Source organism: Pedobacter vanadiisoli (assembly GCF_042684385.1).
Lineage (GTDB): Bacteria > Bacteroidota > Bacteroidia > Sphingobacteriales > Sphingobacteriaceae > Pedobacter > Pedobacter vanadiisoli.
In genome coordinates, this window is record NZ_JBHULL010000033.1 from 1 (window position 1) to 17569 (window position 17569).

A 17569-nucleotide genomic window follows, 5' to 3' on the forward strand; every position below is an offset into this window, starting at 1 on the left:
TCTACTTAAGACCTGACCGATGATAGCCAGTTTAAATTCCAGACTATACTTAATTTTTCTGCTCATAAAATGCTCCTATTAAAGTGTCCAACTTTTTGGGGGCAGTCCACGCAGCGAGGACTTGAAATAAAAAGCGGGACTGCAAACAGCCAAGAACCACGTACCATTCATTTCCAAATTCTATTTCGGTCGGTGAGACACCAACCGATGGAATAAAAGTTTTATATGGAACGCAGTGCTTCTGCAACACGAAGAGTTTGCTCCCGTTTTGCGCTTATACTCTTTCCCGAAAGTTCGGGATACCTCGTTGCTGCAGGGTACGCTACAACCGGGGGGCTAAATGGCTACAGCAGCATCCATTTTTGGGCTTTGCAGGGTGCAGATACCTTTGTTCCTAAACCTGATTGAGCGGAATAGCCCGGAGCGCAGCAAGGACTATAAGCGAAAGCGGGGCTGCATACCGCCAAGAACCAGTGAATGCTCATTTCCTAATTCTATTCTGGTGAAACACAACCGGTAAGGCTTTATGATGGGATAAAGTTTATGGCACGTAGAGAGACGAACCATGGCCATGGTATTTTATTTTAATTAATAATCTCCCTTATTTATCAGTTTAGCGGCCCTGCCTTTAAAAAGCTCATAGAGGAAAATATTCATCAACAATAAACTCATTAAATAAAAATGGTCTTCGAAAGGTATAGTACCTACTCTGAAACCCATATTTTCTTTGTTATTGTATATCACGACAGGGATAGCAGTTAAAAAACCGTTTACAATATAAAAAGGGACAAGCGAAACCAGGTAGGCCCTGTAAAACCGGTACATAAACCTGAACTCCACGTTTACATATTCTACATAGGCCAGCACGATCAATAAAAAGCCGAAATTAATTAACGTATACCACCTGTTATAACCAAAAAATAAAATGGCTATACAAAGTCCCAGAAACAGGTTACTTAGTGCAAGGCTATACTTTTGCAGGCCATTTTTAGGGAAATAGGCGTTTAAACACTCATAAATAAATATGCAGGCATAAGGAACAGTTAAAAAGAATAAAATCTCTTCTAAAGGCAGTCCTAGAAGGTTTATGCCGATTAGGTATCGGGGATTAAAAGACCACACATTGAGTTTGGTAAACAGCACATCCCAAACTAAAAACACCATACCGGTAAGCAATATTGCAGGGAATACAAACTTCCATTTACTAAAAAAATGAACCTTTTTATCGAACGATAAAACCAGCGGAAAAAAAATTACGGCAAGATTAATAAGCAGATAGATATAATTCATTCTAGAGGTATTTTGTCAAGATTTTAACTTCAGCAGCATTGCATTTTTTACTGTCGATCATAAATTTGGCTACGTTTTTAACCAGTTCGCGATCGGCAAGGCCAAAATTTTCATTTTGATAATGTTTTACGATCTCTTTTTTGTCAAGGGCTAAATCTTTACTGAAACCAAGAAAGGAAGGGGTATAAAATTCAATTGAAAACCGCATAAAACGGATTTCCAGGTTTTCCTTGTCCATATCAATGGCCTTTTGCATGGTTTTGAGCGATCTGCTTACATACCTGATCTTGTTGTAGGGATTCCACGAATGTTTGGCTTTAAGCGCCTCCAAAGTACCGGTATAGCCAGTTATCAGGGCGGTTTTATTTGGAAGTTTATTCAACTTGTTAAACAACGAGTCGGTCAGCTTTGAGTTTTCTACCGCCTTCACCATATTAGTTTTTAATATCGCAATTTCTTCGGTAGATAACTGAGCGTAAGTAATATGGCTTACTGCAAATAGCAGAAAAAATATAATGCGTAGTCTAATCATAAGATATTGGCAAATGTAAGAAATCTATCAAGAGTTCTCTTCGCAGATATTCATTCTTCAACATTAAGAAATTAAGATACCTTTTCTTAACTCCTTAATGGTAAAACATGCTTAAGGATTCTTCATTACATTTAAAACAGTTAAGAATTACTAACAATAAAAGAAAGATTCTCCAATACGTTCAGCAGAACAAATTATTTCCCCTTGCTATCATCCTGAGCGCAGCGAAGGATCCCTAACCGATGAAAACAGAACCCAAAACATTTAAACAAAGTAAGTCTCATAAAGATTACTTCTAAGAAAAGATTCTTTACTGCGTTCAGAATGACAACCGCAGAATAATAAAAAAACGAAAACAAAACGGCATAAAATTCCTTTATTTACACCATGGAGAAAAAACCAACGGTTACCGTTATAGGTGCTGGTTTTGCAGGCTTGGCTGCTGCAGCTTTATTGGCTAAAGACGGTTTTGAGGTTACCGTTATCGAAAAAAACGAAATGGCTGGCGGCAGGGCCAGAACCTGGCAAAAAGATGGCTTTCTTTTCGATATGGGCCCGAGTTGGTACTGGATGCCAGATGTTTTCGAGAACTATTATGCCTTATTCGGCAAAACTGCTTCTGATTTTTACACGTTAAAAAGATTAAACCCGTCTTACCGGGTTTATTTCGGTAAAAACGATACTATTGATGTTCCGGCCACGTTGGATGATTTATATGCCTTATTTGAAAAACTGGAACCTGGAAGCAGTAAAAACCTAAAGCATTTTCTCGACCAGGCGAAATACAAATATGATGTAGGCATGAAAGAGTATGTGTTTAAGCCCTCACACAGCGTAATGGAATATTTCGACCCCAGGCTGGCCATGAGCGGCATTAAACTGCAGCTTTTGGGCAACATGCGAAAACATGTACAGCACTTGTTTAAAAATGAGCGGCTACGGAAACTTTTAGAATTCCCGGTTCTGTTTTTAGGCGCCACACCTCAGAATACGCCTGCTTTATATAGCCTGATGAACTATGCTGATCTTGTATTGGGCACCTGGTACCCCATAGGTGGAATGCACAAAATTGTAGCTGCCATGCAGCATATTGCGGAAAGCCAGGGTGTAAAATTTATTTTCGGCACGGAAGTAACCAAAATTGAAGTAAAAAACAACCTTGCGGAGTACGTAATCACCAGCAAAGGAAGTTTTAAAAGCGATTTTGTGGTAGGAAATGCAGATTATCACCACATTGATCAGCATCTTTTTGATAAACCTTACCGTAATTACAGTAAAAAGTATTGGGAAAAAAGGACAATGGCACCTTCTTGCCTTTTATTCTATATCGGCCTGAATAAAAAACTGGACAATATATTACACCACAATTTATTCTTTGATGAGAATTTTGATCAACATGCCGAAGAAATCTACAGCCATCCGCAATGGCCGTCAAAACCGTTGTTTTATGTATGCTGTCCTTCGGTAACCGATAAAAGCATAGCACCTGAAGGATGCGAGAATCTTTTCTTTTTAATTCCCGTAGCACCCGATTTAAAAGATAACGAAAGCAAAAGGGAAGAATATTTTAATTTATTGGTCGAACGTTTTAAAAAATTAACCGGAAACGATATTAATGAGCACATTTTGTTTAAACGCAGTTACGCCATGAACGATTTTGTAGCAGATTATCACGCCTTTAAAGGAAACGCTTATGGATTAGCAAACACTTTGAAACAGACTGCTTTTTTAAAACCCAGGATGAAAAGTAAGGTAACAAATTTTTTATACACCGGACAATTAACCGTTCCCGGCCCTGGTGTACCTCCTGCCATCATCTCAGGGCAAGTGGCAGCAAAAGAAATAAAAAAAAAGTTAAAAAAAGCTTGACAAATTTAAAATTTCCCTTATCTTTATAACCACAAAACAAAAACACAGCATTTAAAGCTCAAAACAACATAATTGTTGGGGTTTTAATTTGTTTCGAAATAATAGAGAAGGCGAATTGTTGAAAGAAAAAATAAGAATCAACTAACCAAATATATGATAAGCAAAAAGGCCTGAAGTTTCAGGCCTTTTGCTTTTTAGGAAATTTTGGAAATAAAGAAACATCATCTCTACCAAAACATCGTAGAGCGAAGGAACCTGTTTCGCATGCATGGCCCTGAAACAAATTCACGTTGATCATATTCTGGAGAGATTTATACCGGCAGATCCGCTCAGCTGAGTACTTCTTGGTTGTCGATTAAGTCACATCCCGCTCAAATACGGTGAATTACTTTAAATAAAAAAGGCCCAGATGATATCTGAGCCCATAGTTTTTCGATTGATGTGTCTTAAGCCAATTCTGTTGTGGCAATTTCTTTCGAATATGTTTTTAAATATTTTTTCAGAATTCCTCTTGCTACATGGATACGGGTTTTTACAGTTCCGATCGGAATAGCTAACATATCAGCAATTTCGTGATATTTATATCCTTCAAAATAACGGATAAAAGGTACATAATACTCTTCGGGCAATTGTGAAAGGGCTTTATCAATATCTCCAAGCACAAATTTACCCTCAGCCTGATTTTTGGTTGCGCTATACGACAGATTCGCAGAAGAAATATCCTCGCTCTGTGTAATCAACGTATTGGTTTTCACCAACCGGCGATAGTTGTTAATGAAAGTATTTTTCATGATAGTAAACAACCAACCTTTTAAATTCGTACCTTCTTTAAACTTATTGTAATAAGTGATCGCTTTCAGCATGGTATCTTGAACCAAATCATTTGCATCTTCTGCATCTTTAGTAAAATTTAATGCATAAGATCTAAGCGATACCGAGTGATGATTAACCAGATGATTGAATTCAAATTTTGTCATGATGTTTAGCTTTAGGTAAATTAAAACAAATGAATTATTGCATATTCCCTTAAAACCAAACAAACTTAGTACCAAAAATTTATGGCACAGCACTAAAACCGCAGAACTACTTCTTGATGGGTTTTCGTCACAGAATATTTACTTCTCTTTCTAAAGTGACTCCAAAAGTAGACTTTACACTGTCTATAATCTGTTCAGATAAGTCATAAACTTCCATGCCAGTTGCACCTCCGTGGTTAACCAAAACCAGGGCCTGGTTTTTCCAGGTACCTGTATTACCCACTTTTTTCCCTTTCCAGCCGCACTGTTCGATAAGCCAGCCTGCTGCTAATTTAATTTTATCATCCGCTGTAGGATAATGTACCACATCGGGGTGTTTTGACACAATATCGGCAAATTCATGTTTTTCAATAACCGGATTTTTAAAGAAACTACCTGCGTTACCAATCGTAGATGGATCGGGCAATTTGCTTACACGGATATGAGATACAGCAGCAGAAACATCGGCAATATTCGGCTTTTCGATTCCCTTGTTTAACAGCTCGGTTTCAATAGCGCCGTATGAGGTATTTATTTTTGCTTCGGCCGATAAATGAAAAGTAACCGATGTTATAATGTACCTTCCTTTTAACGTACCTTTAAAAACACTTTCACGGTAACCGAAATGACAATCGGCATAAGTAAAGGTCTTAATATTGCCGGTTTCTATATCAAAAGCGGTACAGCTTTCGAAAACATCTTTTAGTTCTACCCCATAAGCACCGATATTCTGTATGGGCGAAGCGCCTACCGTCCCGGGTATGAGGCTTAAATTTTCTACCCCGGCAAAACCACGGGTTACGCAATACTGTACAAAGTCGTTCCAAACCTCCCCTGCACCGGCAGTTACCATCACCCGCTTATCTATCATTTCGGCAGCAACTCCCTTTATACTTATTTTAATTACCAGCCCCTCGTAATCACTGGTAAACAGCACATTACTTCCTCCACCAATAACAAATAATTTCTGAGATTTTATCAAATCATTCTGAAACAGCTCAGTCAAATCCTCCTCTGCAAATATTTCGGCAAAATAAGCGGCCTTAACCTCTATGCCAAATGAGTTATATGGTTTTAACGAGATATTTTCCTGGATCTGAAGCATGTTGATTTTATGTTATGCTGCAAAAGTAAAATAAAAAATAGTTTAAGGAACGATTTTGGTAATCCCCTTATCAAAATTAAAACTTAAAACCTCGTGCTTATCTCCTTCTATAGCAACACCAGAAAGTTTCCAGCCAATAAATACAGGTTTTGTTTTAGTAAGTTCAAGCAAACGGTAACGCTCTTTGGTTAATTTAGCACTGATCAATCCTACGCTATCCGACTCCGCCTGGCTCAGATGTTCAATCTGGCCCTCTAATTCAGCAAGGGTAACATCCAATTCATTTCCTTTTTTCAGGCTATCGGCATAAGCTGCCGGAGAAATATTATAGAGGCTATCCAGTTTTGAACTATCAAAATTCAAATCCTGGTTACCGTTTTCATACTGAGCTTCAACAAGTGCAATAGCACGGTCCTGATTAGTCTTTTTGCCGCAGGATATAATAACAACCAGTAGCAAAAGCACAAAGGCATGGTAAATTTTTCTCATGGCATAGCTTTAATAAAAAAGAGCAAGCATCCTGCCAAACAATGGATCAAGAAAGACAAGGCCGGTAGCCCTTATTTTTTTAATGCCCCATCTATCTTCTTTTTAATCGCCTTTGCTTCAGAAGTCTGCCGTAACCGGCTCGAAAGTGCACCGTACATTTCTGCAGGCGAACCGAAACCAGAATCTTTAAAAAAACCTGGTATACTGATATAGCGCATAAGGTAACCCAGCTCCACAAGTGCCACCGGCGAATCGGCATTTTGCTTAACAAAATTTAAAAACTTTCGTTCTTTTAATGCTTTTGTGGCATCTTCGGTTTGCTGAAGATAAATCCCTCCGCTAATTATCTTTGCCGATGCTAAATTATAAGGGTTTTCGATTTCTAATTTAACATCTTCGAGATAAATACTTTTAAGATTGGCACTTCCACCTAAAAACCAAACCTTCTGTTTCAACTTCGATTTCACTTCGGCTAAAGTAATATCTCCGCGTTCATCAATAAAAATGAAACCGTTTCTCAAAAGTTTTCCATCCAGATTAGAAGTTGCTGAAAGCTGAAAATGATTACCCTCCATTGGCCTCACCAAAAACAGATCTGGTTTTCCTGCAACAGTTGCATCACTTACCAGGTAAGAATTTCGCATTTTTTGGATTTTGAACCACCCCTTCGATGGTAAATTTGATCGTTTGTGCATGCAACGAGCCCACAAAAAGCAAAGAGATGCAAATAATTAGTTTTTTCATCGGTTTTATATTTATAACATTAAATATAAAACTAATTAATTAGTTAAAAAATATTTTAATCATTTTTTATTAAGTCTTTCCTTACAAACAACAGCCCGAAAGCCCTCCCTTTTTCCCTTTTCCTATTTTTATGGTGTATTTTATGCGCTCTCCGCACTGCTTTCAAATAGGCATTATTGCTTTTAAAGGTTTTAAAACGACGGTGTACAAACCAATCGTGTATTACAAAATAAATTAAACCGTATAAGGTAATGCCCAAACCGATAAAAAATCGATAATCAAAATCTTCTTTGCCCTTATACATTAAATACAGTGAAGCTGCTGCGAACAATACCGCAAAAAGATCATTCCATTCAAAAAAAGAATGAGTTTTTTGATGATGGCTTTTATGCAGAAACCACAGTACGCCATGGAACAGGTACTTGTGTATAAACCACGAAAAACACTCCATTGCCACGATGGTGAAGAGTACAATAAATACACTGTTGAATACTGACAAAATGCTTAAATGATTGGTTTGTAAAGGTATATAAACAGCCAAACGCACAAAATTATGTCACAGAATTGTAAGCTTAACATGCTTTTGAACAAAGCTTTCATGACAAATGATTTTTTAGCACTATTTTTGACTAAAATATTAAAAAAGTCAGAAAGTAGAAAAGTAAAATGATTGTAGCCGATAAAAAGAGAGAGCAAATTATTGATGGTGCGATAAAACGCTTTATCCATTTTGGTATTGGTAAAACCACGATGAATGATATTGCCGAAGACCTCTCCGTTTCCAAACCGTCGCTTTATTATTATTTCCCGGACAAAAAGCATTTGATTATTGGGGTAATAGAAAGGGTGTTTAACGATTTCTTTGAACTCATCAAAAAGAAATACAATCCTGATTTGCCGGTAGAGGAAATCCTTTTTAGTGCCATTGATGTAAGAAACACTTTTTTTCAAAAGTATTACATGTTAAGGATTACTGAAGGTATTCCAGATCTGTTGAACGATGAGGTAATAAAGGGGAAGTTACAAACATTAAAACAAACGGAAAAAGACTTTTTCTCCGAGATTTTTAGCCGGGCAAGAGATAAAAAAGAAATCGAACATGATGACTGCGCACACATTGCAGAGCTTTATCTCGAAAGCCTGATGGGGCTTAGTACCATGTGCATTATGGAAACCGGGAAAGACCTTTTTCCTGATAAAAAGACATTAAATAAAATGACAATGAAGCAGAAAAACCTCACAACCATATTTGTACGGGGTTTAAGGTGTGCTGATTAAATAGCGGGCAGAATGCATCAAATATCTGCAGCCTTGAGATAATTTAAATAGATAAGAACCCAAAAACAAAAAACAATACATTATGCTTAAAGTAAAAATGCTAAGGTTAATGCTCATACTCCTGATCGGTTCGTTTTTACCACAACTGGTAGTAGCTCAGCAGCAGATTACCTTAAAAGAGGCGCTAACCTATGCGCTCCAAAACAATACCAAGGTGCGCAATGCGAAACTGGATATTGAGGGAGGAAGATATAAGGTAGAGGAAGTTAGGGCACAGGCCTTACCCCAGATTACGGGTAACGTTGGTTTAACCTACAACCCGATTATCGGTCAACTGGTTGCTAATTTCGGCGGACAGACACAGGCAATCAAATTAGGCCAGAACTGGAATTCAACTGCAGGTGTTCAACTTTCGCAACAATTATTCAACCAGCAGGTTTTTACAGGCCTCCAGGCTGCAAAATCGAGTGAAGAGTATTACAACCTTACTTCTAAATTAACTGAAGAACAGATTATTGAGTTAGTTGCCAACAATTATTACCAGGTTCTGGTAAACAGGCAACAGTTAAACGTAATCGATACCAACATCAAAAACGTTAAAATCATTGAAAAAGTAATCGGTAACCAGTTTAAAAACGGTTTGGCCAGAAAAATCGATGTAGACCGTATTACGGTAAACCTAACCAACCTGAATACACAGCGCGAGCAGGTGATCAATGCGATTACACAATTGGAAAACCAATTAAAATTCTCAATGGGCATGCCGGTTTCTACACCAATAAGCCTGCCTGCAACCGAATTAACCGAAGTAACCACTCTCCCTTTGTTTACAGATTCTATTGATCTGGCAAACAGAACAGAGGTAAAACTTTTGGATAACCAGGATAAACTTTTATCGCTACAGAGAAAAGCTTATGTTTCCGAGTATTATCCATCACTGGCTTTAACGGGCAACTATACTTACTCGAGCCAAAGCGACGGTTTTGATTTCTTAAAATCCAATGCGGCTGCAATCGGGTATGGTGCATCTGCAATCGGCCTGACCTTAAAAGTGCCCATTTTTAACGGCTTTTTAACGCGTTCAAAAATCCGCCAGGCAGATGTAGATATCAAAAAAGCGAGAGAGAGCAGAAAAGAATCTGTAAACTCGTTAAACTTAGCTTACGAGAATGCCAAGATCCAACTCCGTAATAACTTAAACACCATTAAGTCGCAACGTAAAAATGCAGATCTGGCACAGGAGATCTATAAAAGCACACAAAATAACTATAACAATGGCTTAGCCTCGTTAACCGATCTTTTAGAAACCGAAAATTCGTTAACCGAAGCACAGAACAGCTATACACAGGCTTTATTAAATTATAAGATAGCCGAAATACAACTAATTAAATCAAACGGAAATATTAAATCGCTAGTACAAGAGAAATGAAAAGAGTAATTACCATCATTATCGTAGTTGTTGTTGCCCTGGGCGCAATAGCCTATATTTTAAACAACAATAAAAAGAAAAACGAAGAGAAAACTGCTTTCATTGCTAAAGGTGGAGGAGCGGTTGCCGTTCGTGTTGCTACAGTAGAAAAAAAGGTTGTAGACATGGATTTCGTTGCAAACGGAAACTTTGCTCCAAAACAGGAGCTTAATTTTTTATCAGAAAATGCCGGTCGTATTACCGCCATTAATGTTGATGAAGGTGACCGTGTAAGCAAAGGCCAGGTATTGGCCCGTATTGATGCAGAAATTATTAACACCGACAGGGAAACTGCACAGGCTGCTTACGAAAATGCAAAAAGAGATGAAGCCAGATACCAAAGTTCGTATGAAACAGGCGGCGTAACACAACAGCAGTTAGACCAAGCTAAATTGGCTACCAGAAACGCAAAATTGCGCTTACAGGCTTCGCAACGTAGACTGAGTGATGCCAACATTAAATCGCCGATTAACGGTATCGTGAATAAAAGATACATTGAAGTTGGTGCTTTTGTAACAGCACAGGGTACCCAGTTGTTCGAATTGGTTGATGTTTCTAAGCTGAAACTTAAAGTTAACGTAAACGAATCGCAGGTGGCCAGCTTAAAAATCGGCGATAATATCGACATTAAATCGACGATTTTCCCTGATGAGAAATTCTCCGGCAAAATTACCTTTATTGCTCCAAAAGCCGATGCCAGCTTAAATTTCCCGGTTGAAATTGAAGTAAGCAACAATACCAAAAACAGCTTAAGGGCAGGTATGTACGGAACAGCAGTATTCAATTTCCCTAAACAGGCGCCAAGCATCCTGATTCCACGTACTTCGTTTGTGGGCAGTGTAAGCAGCAACCAGGTGTTTGTATACGATAGGGCAGCTAATGTTGCTAAAGTGCGCAATGTAGTTACAGGCCGCATTTTGGGCGACAATGTTGAAATTATTGAAGGCCTAAAAGAAGGTGAAACTGTAATCACCAGCGGACAAATCAACCTAGCTGAAGGTACTCCGGTAAGTATCGTAAAATAGCCCAGTTGGCTGTTTTTAGTTTACAGTTTGTCACCCTGAGCTCGCTCGCACTGAGCGAAGTCGAAGTGAAGGGTCAATATTTACGCAAAACGCAATACCAATAAAAATGAAGATAACAGATATATCAATAAAAAGGCCCTCGCTGGTAATTGTGGTATTTACCGCACTTACCTTGCTCGGGCTGTTAAGTTACTTTTCGTTGGGTTATGAATTACTTCCAAAATTCTCTAACAACGTAGTATCTATTTCGACCATCTACCCTGGTGCTTCGCCAAATGAGGTTGAAAATACCGTAACTAAAAAGATCGAGGATGCGGTATCATCGATGGAGAACATCAAAAAGATCAACTCTGTATCATTTGAGAGTTTATCAACGGTTACCATCACTTTAACCGATGCGGCAAACATCGATATTTCCTTAAATGATGCACAAAGAAAGGTAAACGCCATTCTTTCTCAACTACCTGAGGATGTAAAAACGCCGTCTTTAAGTAAGTTCTCCCTTGATGACCTTCCGGTGATCACCATGTCGGCCTCTGCAAACATGGATGACATTTCTTTTTACGACCTGATCGATAAACGTATTGCCCCTGTAATTTCAAGGGTAAACGGTATCGCCCAGGTTAACCTTGTAGGTGGTTCAGAACGTGAGATCCAGGTATCGTTAGATGCCGATAAATTACAGGGTTACAATTTATCAGTTCCGCAGGTACAGCAGATGATCCTTTCATCAAACCTGGATTTTCCTACCGGAAGTGTTAAAACGCAGAACCAGGATGTATTAATCCGTTTATCGGGTAAATACAAAAGCATGGATGAGTTAAGAAACCTAGTGTTAACCACTTCTAAAACCGGTACCCAGATCCGTTTAGGTGATGTAGCCGATGTTCAGGATTCGCAAAAAGAAACCGAAAAGCTGGCCCGTATAGACCGCAAGGCCTCTATCGCCATCCAGATCATCAAACAAAGTGATGCGAACGCGGTAGAAGTAAGTAAAGGTGTGCATGCCATTATTGCTAAGCTTAAAAATGAATATGCAGCAAACAAACTCGATATCAGGATTGTAAATGACAGTTCGATTTTCACATTGGAATCAGCCGATGCGGTAATCCACGATTTGATTCTTGCAGTTATCCTGGTGGCATTCGTAATGCTTTTCTTCCTGCACAGTTTACGTAACGCAATCATCGTAATGGTATCTATCCCTGTATCGTTAATTGCGACCTTTATCGGGATCGGCCTGTTCGGCTTTACCTTAAACTTAATGTCGCTGCTTGGATTATCGCTTGTGGTAGGTATCCTCGTGGATGATGCGATTGTGGTACTGGAAAACATCCAAAGGCACATGGAGATGGGTAAAAACAAAGTGAGAGCGGCTTCTGATGCAACCAGGGAGATCGGTTTTACAGTTGTATCCATCACTTTTGTAATTGTGGTAGTGTTCTTCCCAATCGCGGTAAGTACAGGTTTGGTATCAAACATCCTGCGCCAGTTCTGTATCGTGGTAATTATCGCGACCCTCCTTTCATTGGTGGCTTCATTTACCATTGTGCCTTTAATTTTCTCGCGTTTTGGTAAACTTGAACGTATTGAAGGTAAAAACCTGTTCGGCCGTTTCATTCTTTGGTTTGAAAAACAGTTAAAGAGATTTACCCTTTGGATTACCAGTATCTTAACCTGGTCTTTAAACCATAAAGCGCTTACATTAGTTATTGTGGTGGTAATGTTCTTTAGTTCATGCGGACTGTTAGCAGGAGGTTTTATCGGTTCGGAGTTCTTCCCTAAATCAGATAAAGGCGAATTCCTGGTACAACTGGAACTACCTAAGGATGCTTCTTTAGAGCAAACCAACTTTTTAACCCAAAAAGCAGAGGCTTTCTTGGATAAACAGCCAGAAATTACACAGTTAATTACTACCGTTGGACAATCGACCGGTGATTTTGGAGGTACACAGGCTACCGCCTACAAATCGGAAATTAATGTGAAACTGGTTGAACGCGATCAGCGTAAAGGGGTTTCATCAGATATTTTCGCTACCAAAATGAGTCGGGCATTGGCGAAAGAACTGGTTGGAGCAAAAGTAAAAACAGTTCCGATCAGTATTTTGGGTATTGCAGAAAACGCACCAATCCAGTTGGTGGTAATGGGATCGGATTTGGATAGTGCTTTAAAATATGCTGAAGGCGCACAAAAAGTACTTGCATCGATTCCGGGAGCTACAGAGATTAAATTATCGGTAGAAAAAGGAACTCCTGAGATTAACGTTCAGGTAGACCGCGACAAGATGTCGGCAGTTGGCTTAACCTTACAAACCGTTGGTTCTACCATGCAAACCGCTTTTGCAGGTAATACCGATGGTAAATACAGAAAAGGTGAATACGAGTACGATATCAATATCCAGTATCAGAACTTTAACCGTAAAAATATCGATGATGTACGTAACCTGATTTTTGTAAACAGTGCTGGTGCGCAGATTAAATTATCGCAGTTTGCCACCATTACTGAAGGTTCAGGACCAAGTCAGTTAGAGCGTTTAAATAAATCTACGTCTGTATCAGTCAAAGCACAGTCTATCGGAAGACCAACCGGAACAGTGGTTGCAGAATTCCAGGCAAAACTGAAAGAATTGCAGGAAAATGGTAAGCTAAAAGCACCTATCGGCGTAAGCTATAGCTGGGCGGGCGATCAGGAGAACCAAAGTGAAGGTTTTGGTACATTAGGTATAGCCTTATTGGCCTCGATCATTCTAGTGTACCTGATCATGGTAGCCTTGTACGATAGCTTTATCTATCCGTTGGTGGTAATGTTCTCACTTCCTTTAGCGGTTATCGGGGCATTGTTGGCGCTGGCATTAACCAATAACTCAATCGGTATATTTACCATTTTAGGTTTAATTATGTTGATGGGTCTGGTAGCGAAAAACGCGATTATCCTGGTCGATTTTACCAACCACTTAAAGGCCGAAGGTAAAGAAACCAAAGAGGCGCTTGTATTGGCTAACCACGCACGTTTAAGACCGATCCTGATGACAACCATCGCCATGGTGTTCGGTATGCTTCCAATTGCATTGGCAAGTGGTGCCGGTGCCGAATGGAAAAATGGTTTGGCATGGGTTATCGTTGGTGGATTAACCAGTTCTTTATTCTTAACCCTGATTGTTGTACCAGTAGTGTATTTAATCTTTGATAGAATGCTGGAACGCTTTGGCTTCAACAAAAAAGGGAAAAGCATTGATGAGTTAATGGTAGAACCTTATGATCATAAAGATGTTAATGAATACGATTTAGATCACGGACATTAATAAACACCCATATTAACAATGAAAAGCCCCGACCACAAAATCGGGGCTTTTTAGTGGGATTTTTAAAGCAAAAATCCTCGTGGTGCAGTAAAACTACAGATTTATCGAATTTAATGCTCTTGAAACCGATACATTTGGCAGCCTCAAAAATTGATAAAAATAACGCTTTAAATCCTCTTGCTATACTATACTATGGCAAAAACAAATCATCCATGGTAACCTCATTTTGCACGAGACCAATAGAATACATATTGTTTTTAACGCCATAAGTTGTAACCATGGCCAGAAATAATGCCTTTTTAGTTTTGCTCTGCCGGCGAAACACCTCAAGTTTGCCCTGTAAATCAGCAGCATAAGCCTTATCTATTACAAACTCAGTATTCGAAAACTTCATTTCACAGATGCTGATCACATTATCTTGCCTGTCTAACAATAGATCGACCTGTGCTCCGTTTCCATCTTTTGGAGTATATCTCCAGGCCGATGTTTCAGTAAACACTCCGGAAATGCCCAGCGCCTGCTTAATATTACTTGTATGTTTCATACAAATCCCTTCAAAGGCATAACCACTCCAACTCCTCCAGGAAGGCGTTGATGATTTTTTTAACCATGTGCCTGTACCGGTGGCCCGGGAATGTTCAATAAATTTAAGATAAAAAAGGCTGTATTCGTCACTGAGCTTGTAAATGCTGTCATTAGCATTTTTTTGGAAAGGCAGGTTCGGAGTAATAAAGCCAGACTCCACAAGCTCCTCGAGTAAAAGACTGGTAGTCCCACCACTCTTCAGGTTACATACCGCAATGATTTCGTTTCTGGTTAAGCCCGACGGTTTATCTGCGAGTGCCTTGACTACGGAAATGTGCCTGTCGGCATTTTCGAACAGCGAGCGGTAAAGGTTTGCAAATTCTGTTGAAAGGAGGCCATCCTTAGTGAAGCAAAGCCTATCAATGGCCTGCGCAGCACTTTCTCCTTTTTTTAGTTCTTTTAGATAATGTGGTACACCACCCATTGCCATAAAAATAGTCAGCACCTGGTAGCGGTCAATATTGATATTATTACTTTTTAGATACTGTTCTGTCTCGTTCAGGGTGAAAGGCAACAGGCGTATTTTACGTGTTAACCGATTGTGCAGACCTCCTTTGCTGTTTACAACCTTTTTGATCATCCAGGTGGCAGCAGATCCACAGATCGCAACAATCAGATTTGGCTGTTGTGAGGCCCATTGATTCCAAAAATATTCAAATGCGGAAAGAAAGCCTGATTTATGCGAACTTAGCCAAGGGAACTCGTCAAAGAAAATTACAGCTTTTCTTTTTTTAAGTATAGGGGCTGCAAATTCTCTGAGTTGCCAAAAAGCTTCTGTCCAGTTCTTAGGAACTGCAAGAGCTAACGGGGAACCCAATGCATCTGCCATCGCCTTACTGAAATTGAGCAGTTGCTCGGCGGCGTTCGCATCATGAACTCCCGAAAGTTCGAAAATGAGCTGTTTCTGAAAAACCGAACGAATCAGGAAAGTTTTTCCGACCCTTCTCCTGCCAAATACCGCCAACAGCTCTGATGAAGGTGAGACAAGCGCCTCTGACAGTATTTTTTTCTCAGCTATTCTTCCAATGAGCAATTCCATTTTTTCTTCTTTTAACATTAACAGTAAAACTTATCTGCAGCCAAAATATACCTCAAATATACAATTTTGGCTGCTGATAAAAAATTATCAGCAGCCAAAATACTATCAAAAAGTATTAATTTGGCTGCTGATAATAAGTTTTATTTATCAACCTGCTCTTGGTTTGTCGGAATCAATTCCGTTTTGCCAGCTGAAATTCAGAAAGCGGGACAATATGTAAACCGTCCATTCCGGGCATGCACAGATAATTATACAAGGTCGTCTTCAAACAAATTATGTATCCATTTTGTATATTATGGATTATGTTCAAAATCATTTTTAGCCTGTTCCTGATCTGTTCTGCACTGATTGTAAAAGCTCAACATCCCCCAGTTTTTGCCGCAATGAGCACTGATTCGAGCTTTATTAAACTCTACGATTTGGATATTACCCTGGTTAAATACAGCTATAAACCCAATGGGGTAAGGTTTTTAGTGGTACACGATAATGAAGATACCGGCGTAAAAGCAGGTTTTGATTATATCCGCTGGAACGGAGGTGAACTCATCGACAGTCAGTATGGAGCGGTGAGGGATTATTATTTTAACTATATGGACGATCAATATCGCATAGATCCTAATGCGATATATACTCAATTAGGTGTTAACACCAGGTTAAAAAAAAGCCAGTTCAGCTCTAACGAAGTTGAAAAAGCCATATTGAACGCAGGAAAGCAAATTGTTGATTTTTACGATCCCAAAACCACAGGCTATTTTTTAACCTTACATAATAATGCCGACGGAGGTTTTGGCATCTCCTCTTATTTACCCGGGTACGACCTGTCAAGCACGGCTGATTCTGTTTACATCAATTTCCAGATGGATGGCGATGACCTAATTTATGTAACCGAAGCCAGGTTATTTACGAGCTTAAAAAAGGCTAACGTAAACGTTATCCTTCAGTCTAAATTCGCAACCAACGATGGTTCACTATCTGTTTATGCCATGCAAAATAATATTCCTTATATCAATGTAGAAGTACAGCACGGACATCAGGAAGAAAATTTGAGGTTAATTGAACTCGCCGTTGCAGCCTTAAAAGAACACGGATTGGTAAGGAAAGAGTAGCATATAAGGTATAAGCATTACGCTAAAGTGACAGCTACGCTCCAATGAAAGAGTTTTTTTTTAAATCAGGAAACGATTGGTTTCTGGTTATTGGCGGTTTGCAGCCCCGGTTGAAGCGTTACCCTGCAGCAACGAGGTATCCCGAACTTTCGGGAAAGCGTATAAGCGCAAAACGGGAGCAAACTCTTCGTGTTGCAGAAGCACTGCGTTCCATATAAACTTTTATTCCATCGGTTGGTGTCTCACCGACCGAAATAGAATTTGGAAATGAGCATTCAGTGGTTATTGGCGGTTTACAGTCCCGCTTTCGCTTATAGTCCTCGCTGCGCTCCGGGCTATTCCGCTCAATCTGGTTTAGGAACAAGGGTTTCTGCATCCTACAAACCCCAAAAATGAAATACTGCTTTGGCCACCTAGCCCCGGTTGAAGCATTACCCTGCAGCAACGAGGCACGAGGCAGCGAAGCGTATAAGCGTAAAACGGGAAGAAACGGAGTGTTGTGCACCAGCATTGCGCTCCATATATAAAATAATTTTAGAATTGGGAAATGATCAGCTTGTGATTCTTGGTGGTGTGCAGTCCCGCTTTCGCTTATAGTCCTCGCTACGTGGACTGCCCCCAAAAAGTTGGACACTTTAATAGGAGCATTTTATGAGCAGAAAAATTAAGTATAGTCTGGAATTTAAACTGGCTATCATCGGTCAGGTCTTAAGTAGAGAGAA

At 39.4% G+C, this 17569-nt stretch carries 17 protein-coding genes; 8 read left to right on the forward strand and 9 right to left on the reverse strand.

The features are described from left to right. Positions 1-225 precede the first annotated feature (225 nt). Positions 226-408, forward strand: a complete 183-nt coding sequence (locus tag ACFSR6_RS17900) for a hypothetical protein (RefSeq protein ID WP_379081371.1) — start codon at positions 226-228, stop codon at positions 406-408. Positions 409-588: 180 nt separating this feature from the next. On the opposite strand, the gene ACFSR6_RS17905 is transcribed toward ACFSR6_RS17900, so the two are convergent. Further along, positions 589-1290, reverse strand: a complete 702-nt coding sequence (locus ACFSR6_RS17905; protein ID WP_379081373.1) for a lycopene cyclase domain-containing protein — start codon at positions 1288-1290, stop codon at positions 589-591. 1 nt (position 1291) lies between these two features. Next, a complete protein-coding gene (locus ACFSR6_RS17910) occupies positions 1292-1822 on the reverse strand; it encodes a hypothetical protein (protein ID WP_379081376.1) in 531 nt (176 codons plus the stop codon). Positions 1823-2209: 387 nt separating this feature from the next. Between ACFSR6_RS17910 and ACFSR6_RS17915 the strand changes: the two genes are divergently transcribed. After that, a complete protein-coding gene (locus ACFSR6_RS17915) occupies positions 2210-3691 on the forward strand; it encodes a phytoene desaturase family protein (RefSeq protein ID WP_379081378.1) in 1482 nt (493 codons plus the stop codon). A 446-nt stretch (positions 3692-4137) separates the two neighbouring features. On the opposite strand, the gene ACFSR6_RS17920 is transcribed toward ACFSR6_RS17915, so the two are convergent. The 6 genes from ACFSR6_RS17920 to ACFSR6_RS17945 form a co-directional block, all read right to left on the reverse strand. Next, entirely contained in the window at positions 4138-4668 is a 531-nt protein-coding gene (locus tag ACFSR6_RS17920) for an RNA polymerase sigma factor (RefSeq protein WP_379081380.1), read from the reverse strand. A 127-nt stretch (positions 4669-4795) separates the two neighbouring features. Then, a complete protein-coding gene (gene murB, locus ACFSR6_RS17925) occupies positions 4796-5812 on the reverse strand; it encodes a UDP-N-acetylmuramate dehydrogenase (protein ID WP_379081382.1) in 1017 nt (338 codons plus the stop codon). Positions 5813-5854: 42 nt separating this feature from the next. Next, complete coding sequence (locus ACFSR6_RS17930) at positions 5855-6301, reverse strand: hypothetical protein (RefSeq protein ID WP_379081384.1); 447 nt, start codon at positions 6299-6301, stop codon at positions 5855-5857. A gap of 71 nt (positions 6302-6372) precedes the next feature. After that, the gene (locus ACFSR6_RS17935) at positions 6373-6945 is read right to left on the reverse strand and encodes a hypothetical protein (RefSeq protein ID WP_379081387.1); all 573 of its coding nucleotides are present in this window, start codon (positions 6943-6945) and stop codon (positions 6373-6375) included. After that, positions 6920-7045, reverse strand: coding sequence for a hypothetical protein (locus ACFSR6_RS17940; protein WP_379081389.1), 126 nt, complete (start codon positions 7043-7045; stop codon positions 6920-6922). Before ACFSR6_RS17940 ends, ACFSR6_RS17935 begins: the two co-directional genes overlap by 26 nt. Before the next feature lie 55 nt (positions 7046-7100). Further along, a complete protein-coding gene (locus ACFSR6_RS17945) occupies positions 7101-7544 on the reverse strand; it encodes a sterol desaturase family protein (RefSeq protein ID WP_379081391.1) in 444 nt (147 codons plus the stop codon). Between the two features lie 167 nt (positions 7545-7711). Here ACFSR6_RS17945 and ACFSR6_RS17950 point away from each other — a divergent pair, with 167 nt between their 5' ends. From ACFSR6_RS17950 to ACFSR6_RS17965, 4 genes are all read left to right on the forward strand, one after another. Next, positions 7712-8323, forward strand: coding sequence for a TetR/AcrR family transcriptional regulator (locus ACFSR6_RS17950; protein ID WP_379081393.1), 612 nt, complete (start codon positions 7712-7714; stop codon positions 8321-8323). An 82-nt stretch (positions 8324-8405) separates the two neighbouring features. Next, entirely contained in the window at positions 8406-9752 is a 1347-nt protein-coding gene (locus ACFSR6_RS17955) for a TolC family protein (RefSeq protein WP_379081395.1), read from the forward strand. Further along, on the forward strand, positions 9749-10816 hold the full coding sequence (locus ACFSR6_RS17960) for an efflux RND transporter periplasmic adaptor subunit (RefSeq protein WP_379081397.1): 1068 nt from the start codon (positions 9749-9751) through the stop codon (positions 10814-10816). The genes ACFSR6_RS17955 and ACFSR6_RS17960 overlap by 4 nt, the downstream gene beginning before the upstream one ends. 106 nt (positions 10817-10922) lie before the next feature. Continuing rightward, a complete protein-coding gene (locus tag ACFSR6_RS17965; protein ID WP_379081399.1) occupies positions 10923-14117 on the forward strand; it encodes an efflux RND transporter permease subunit in 3195 nt (1064 codons plus the stop codon). Between the two features lie 190 nt (positions 14118-14307). On the opposite strand, the gene ACFSR6_RS17970 is transcribed toward ACFSR6_RS17965, so the two are convergent. After that, a complete protein-coding gene (locus ACFSR6_RS17970) occupies positions 14308-15741 on the reverse strand; it encodes an AAA family ATPase (RefSeq protein WP_379081401.1) in 1434 nt (477 codons plus the stop codon). Positions 15742-16043: 302 nt separating this feature from the next. Between ACFSR6_RS17970 and ACFSR6_RS17975 the strand changes: the two genes are divergently transcribed. After that, the gene (locus ACFSR6_RS17975; protein ID WP_379081403.1) at positions 16044-16847 is read left to right on the forward strand and encodes a hypothetical protein; all 804 of its coding nucleotides are present in this window, start codon (positions 16044-16046) and stop codon (positions 16845-16847) included. 44 nt (positions 16848-16891) lie between these two features. Then, positions 16892-17065 (forward strand): hypothetical protein, encoded by a 174-nt coding sequence (locus tag ACFSR6_RS17980; RefSeq protein WP_379081405.1) that lies wholly within the window; start codon positions 16892-16894, stop codon positions 17063-17065. Positions 17066-17569: the final 504 nt, after the last annotated feature.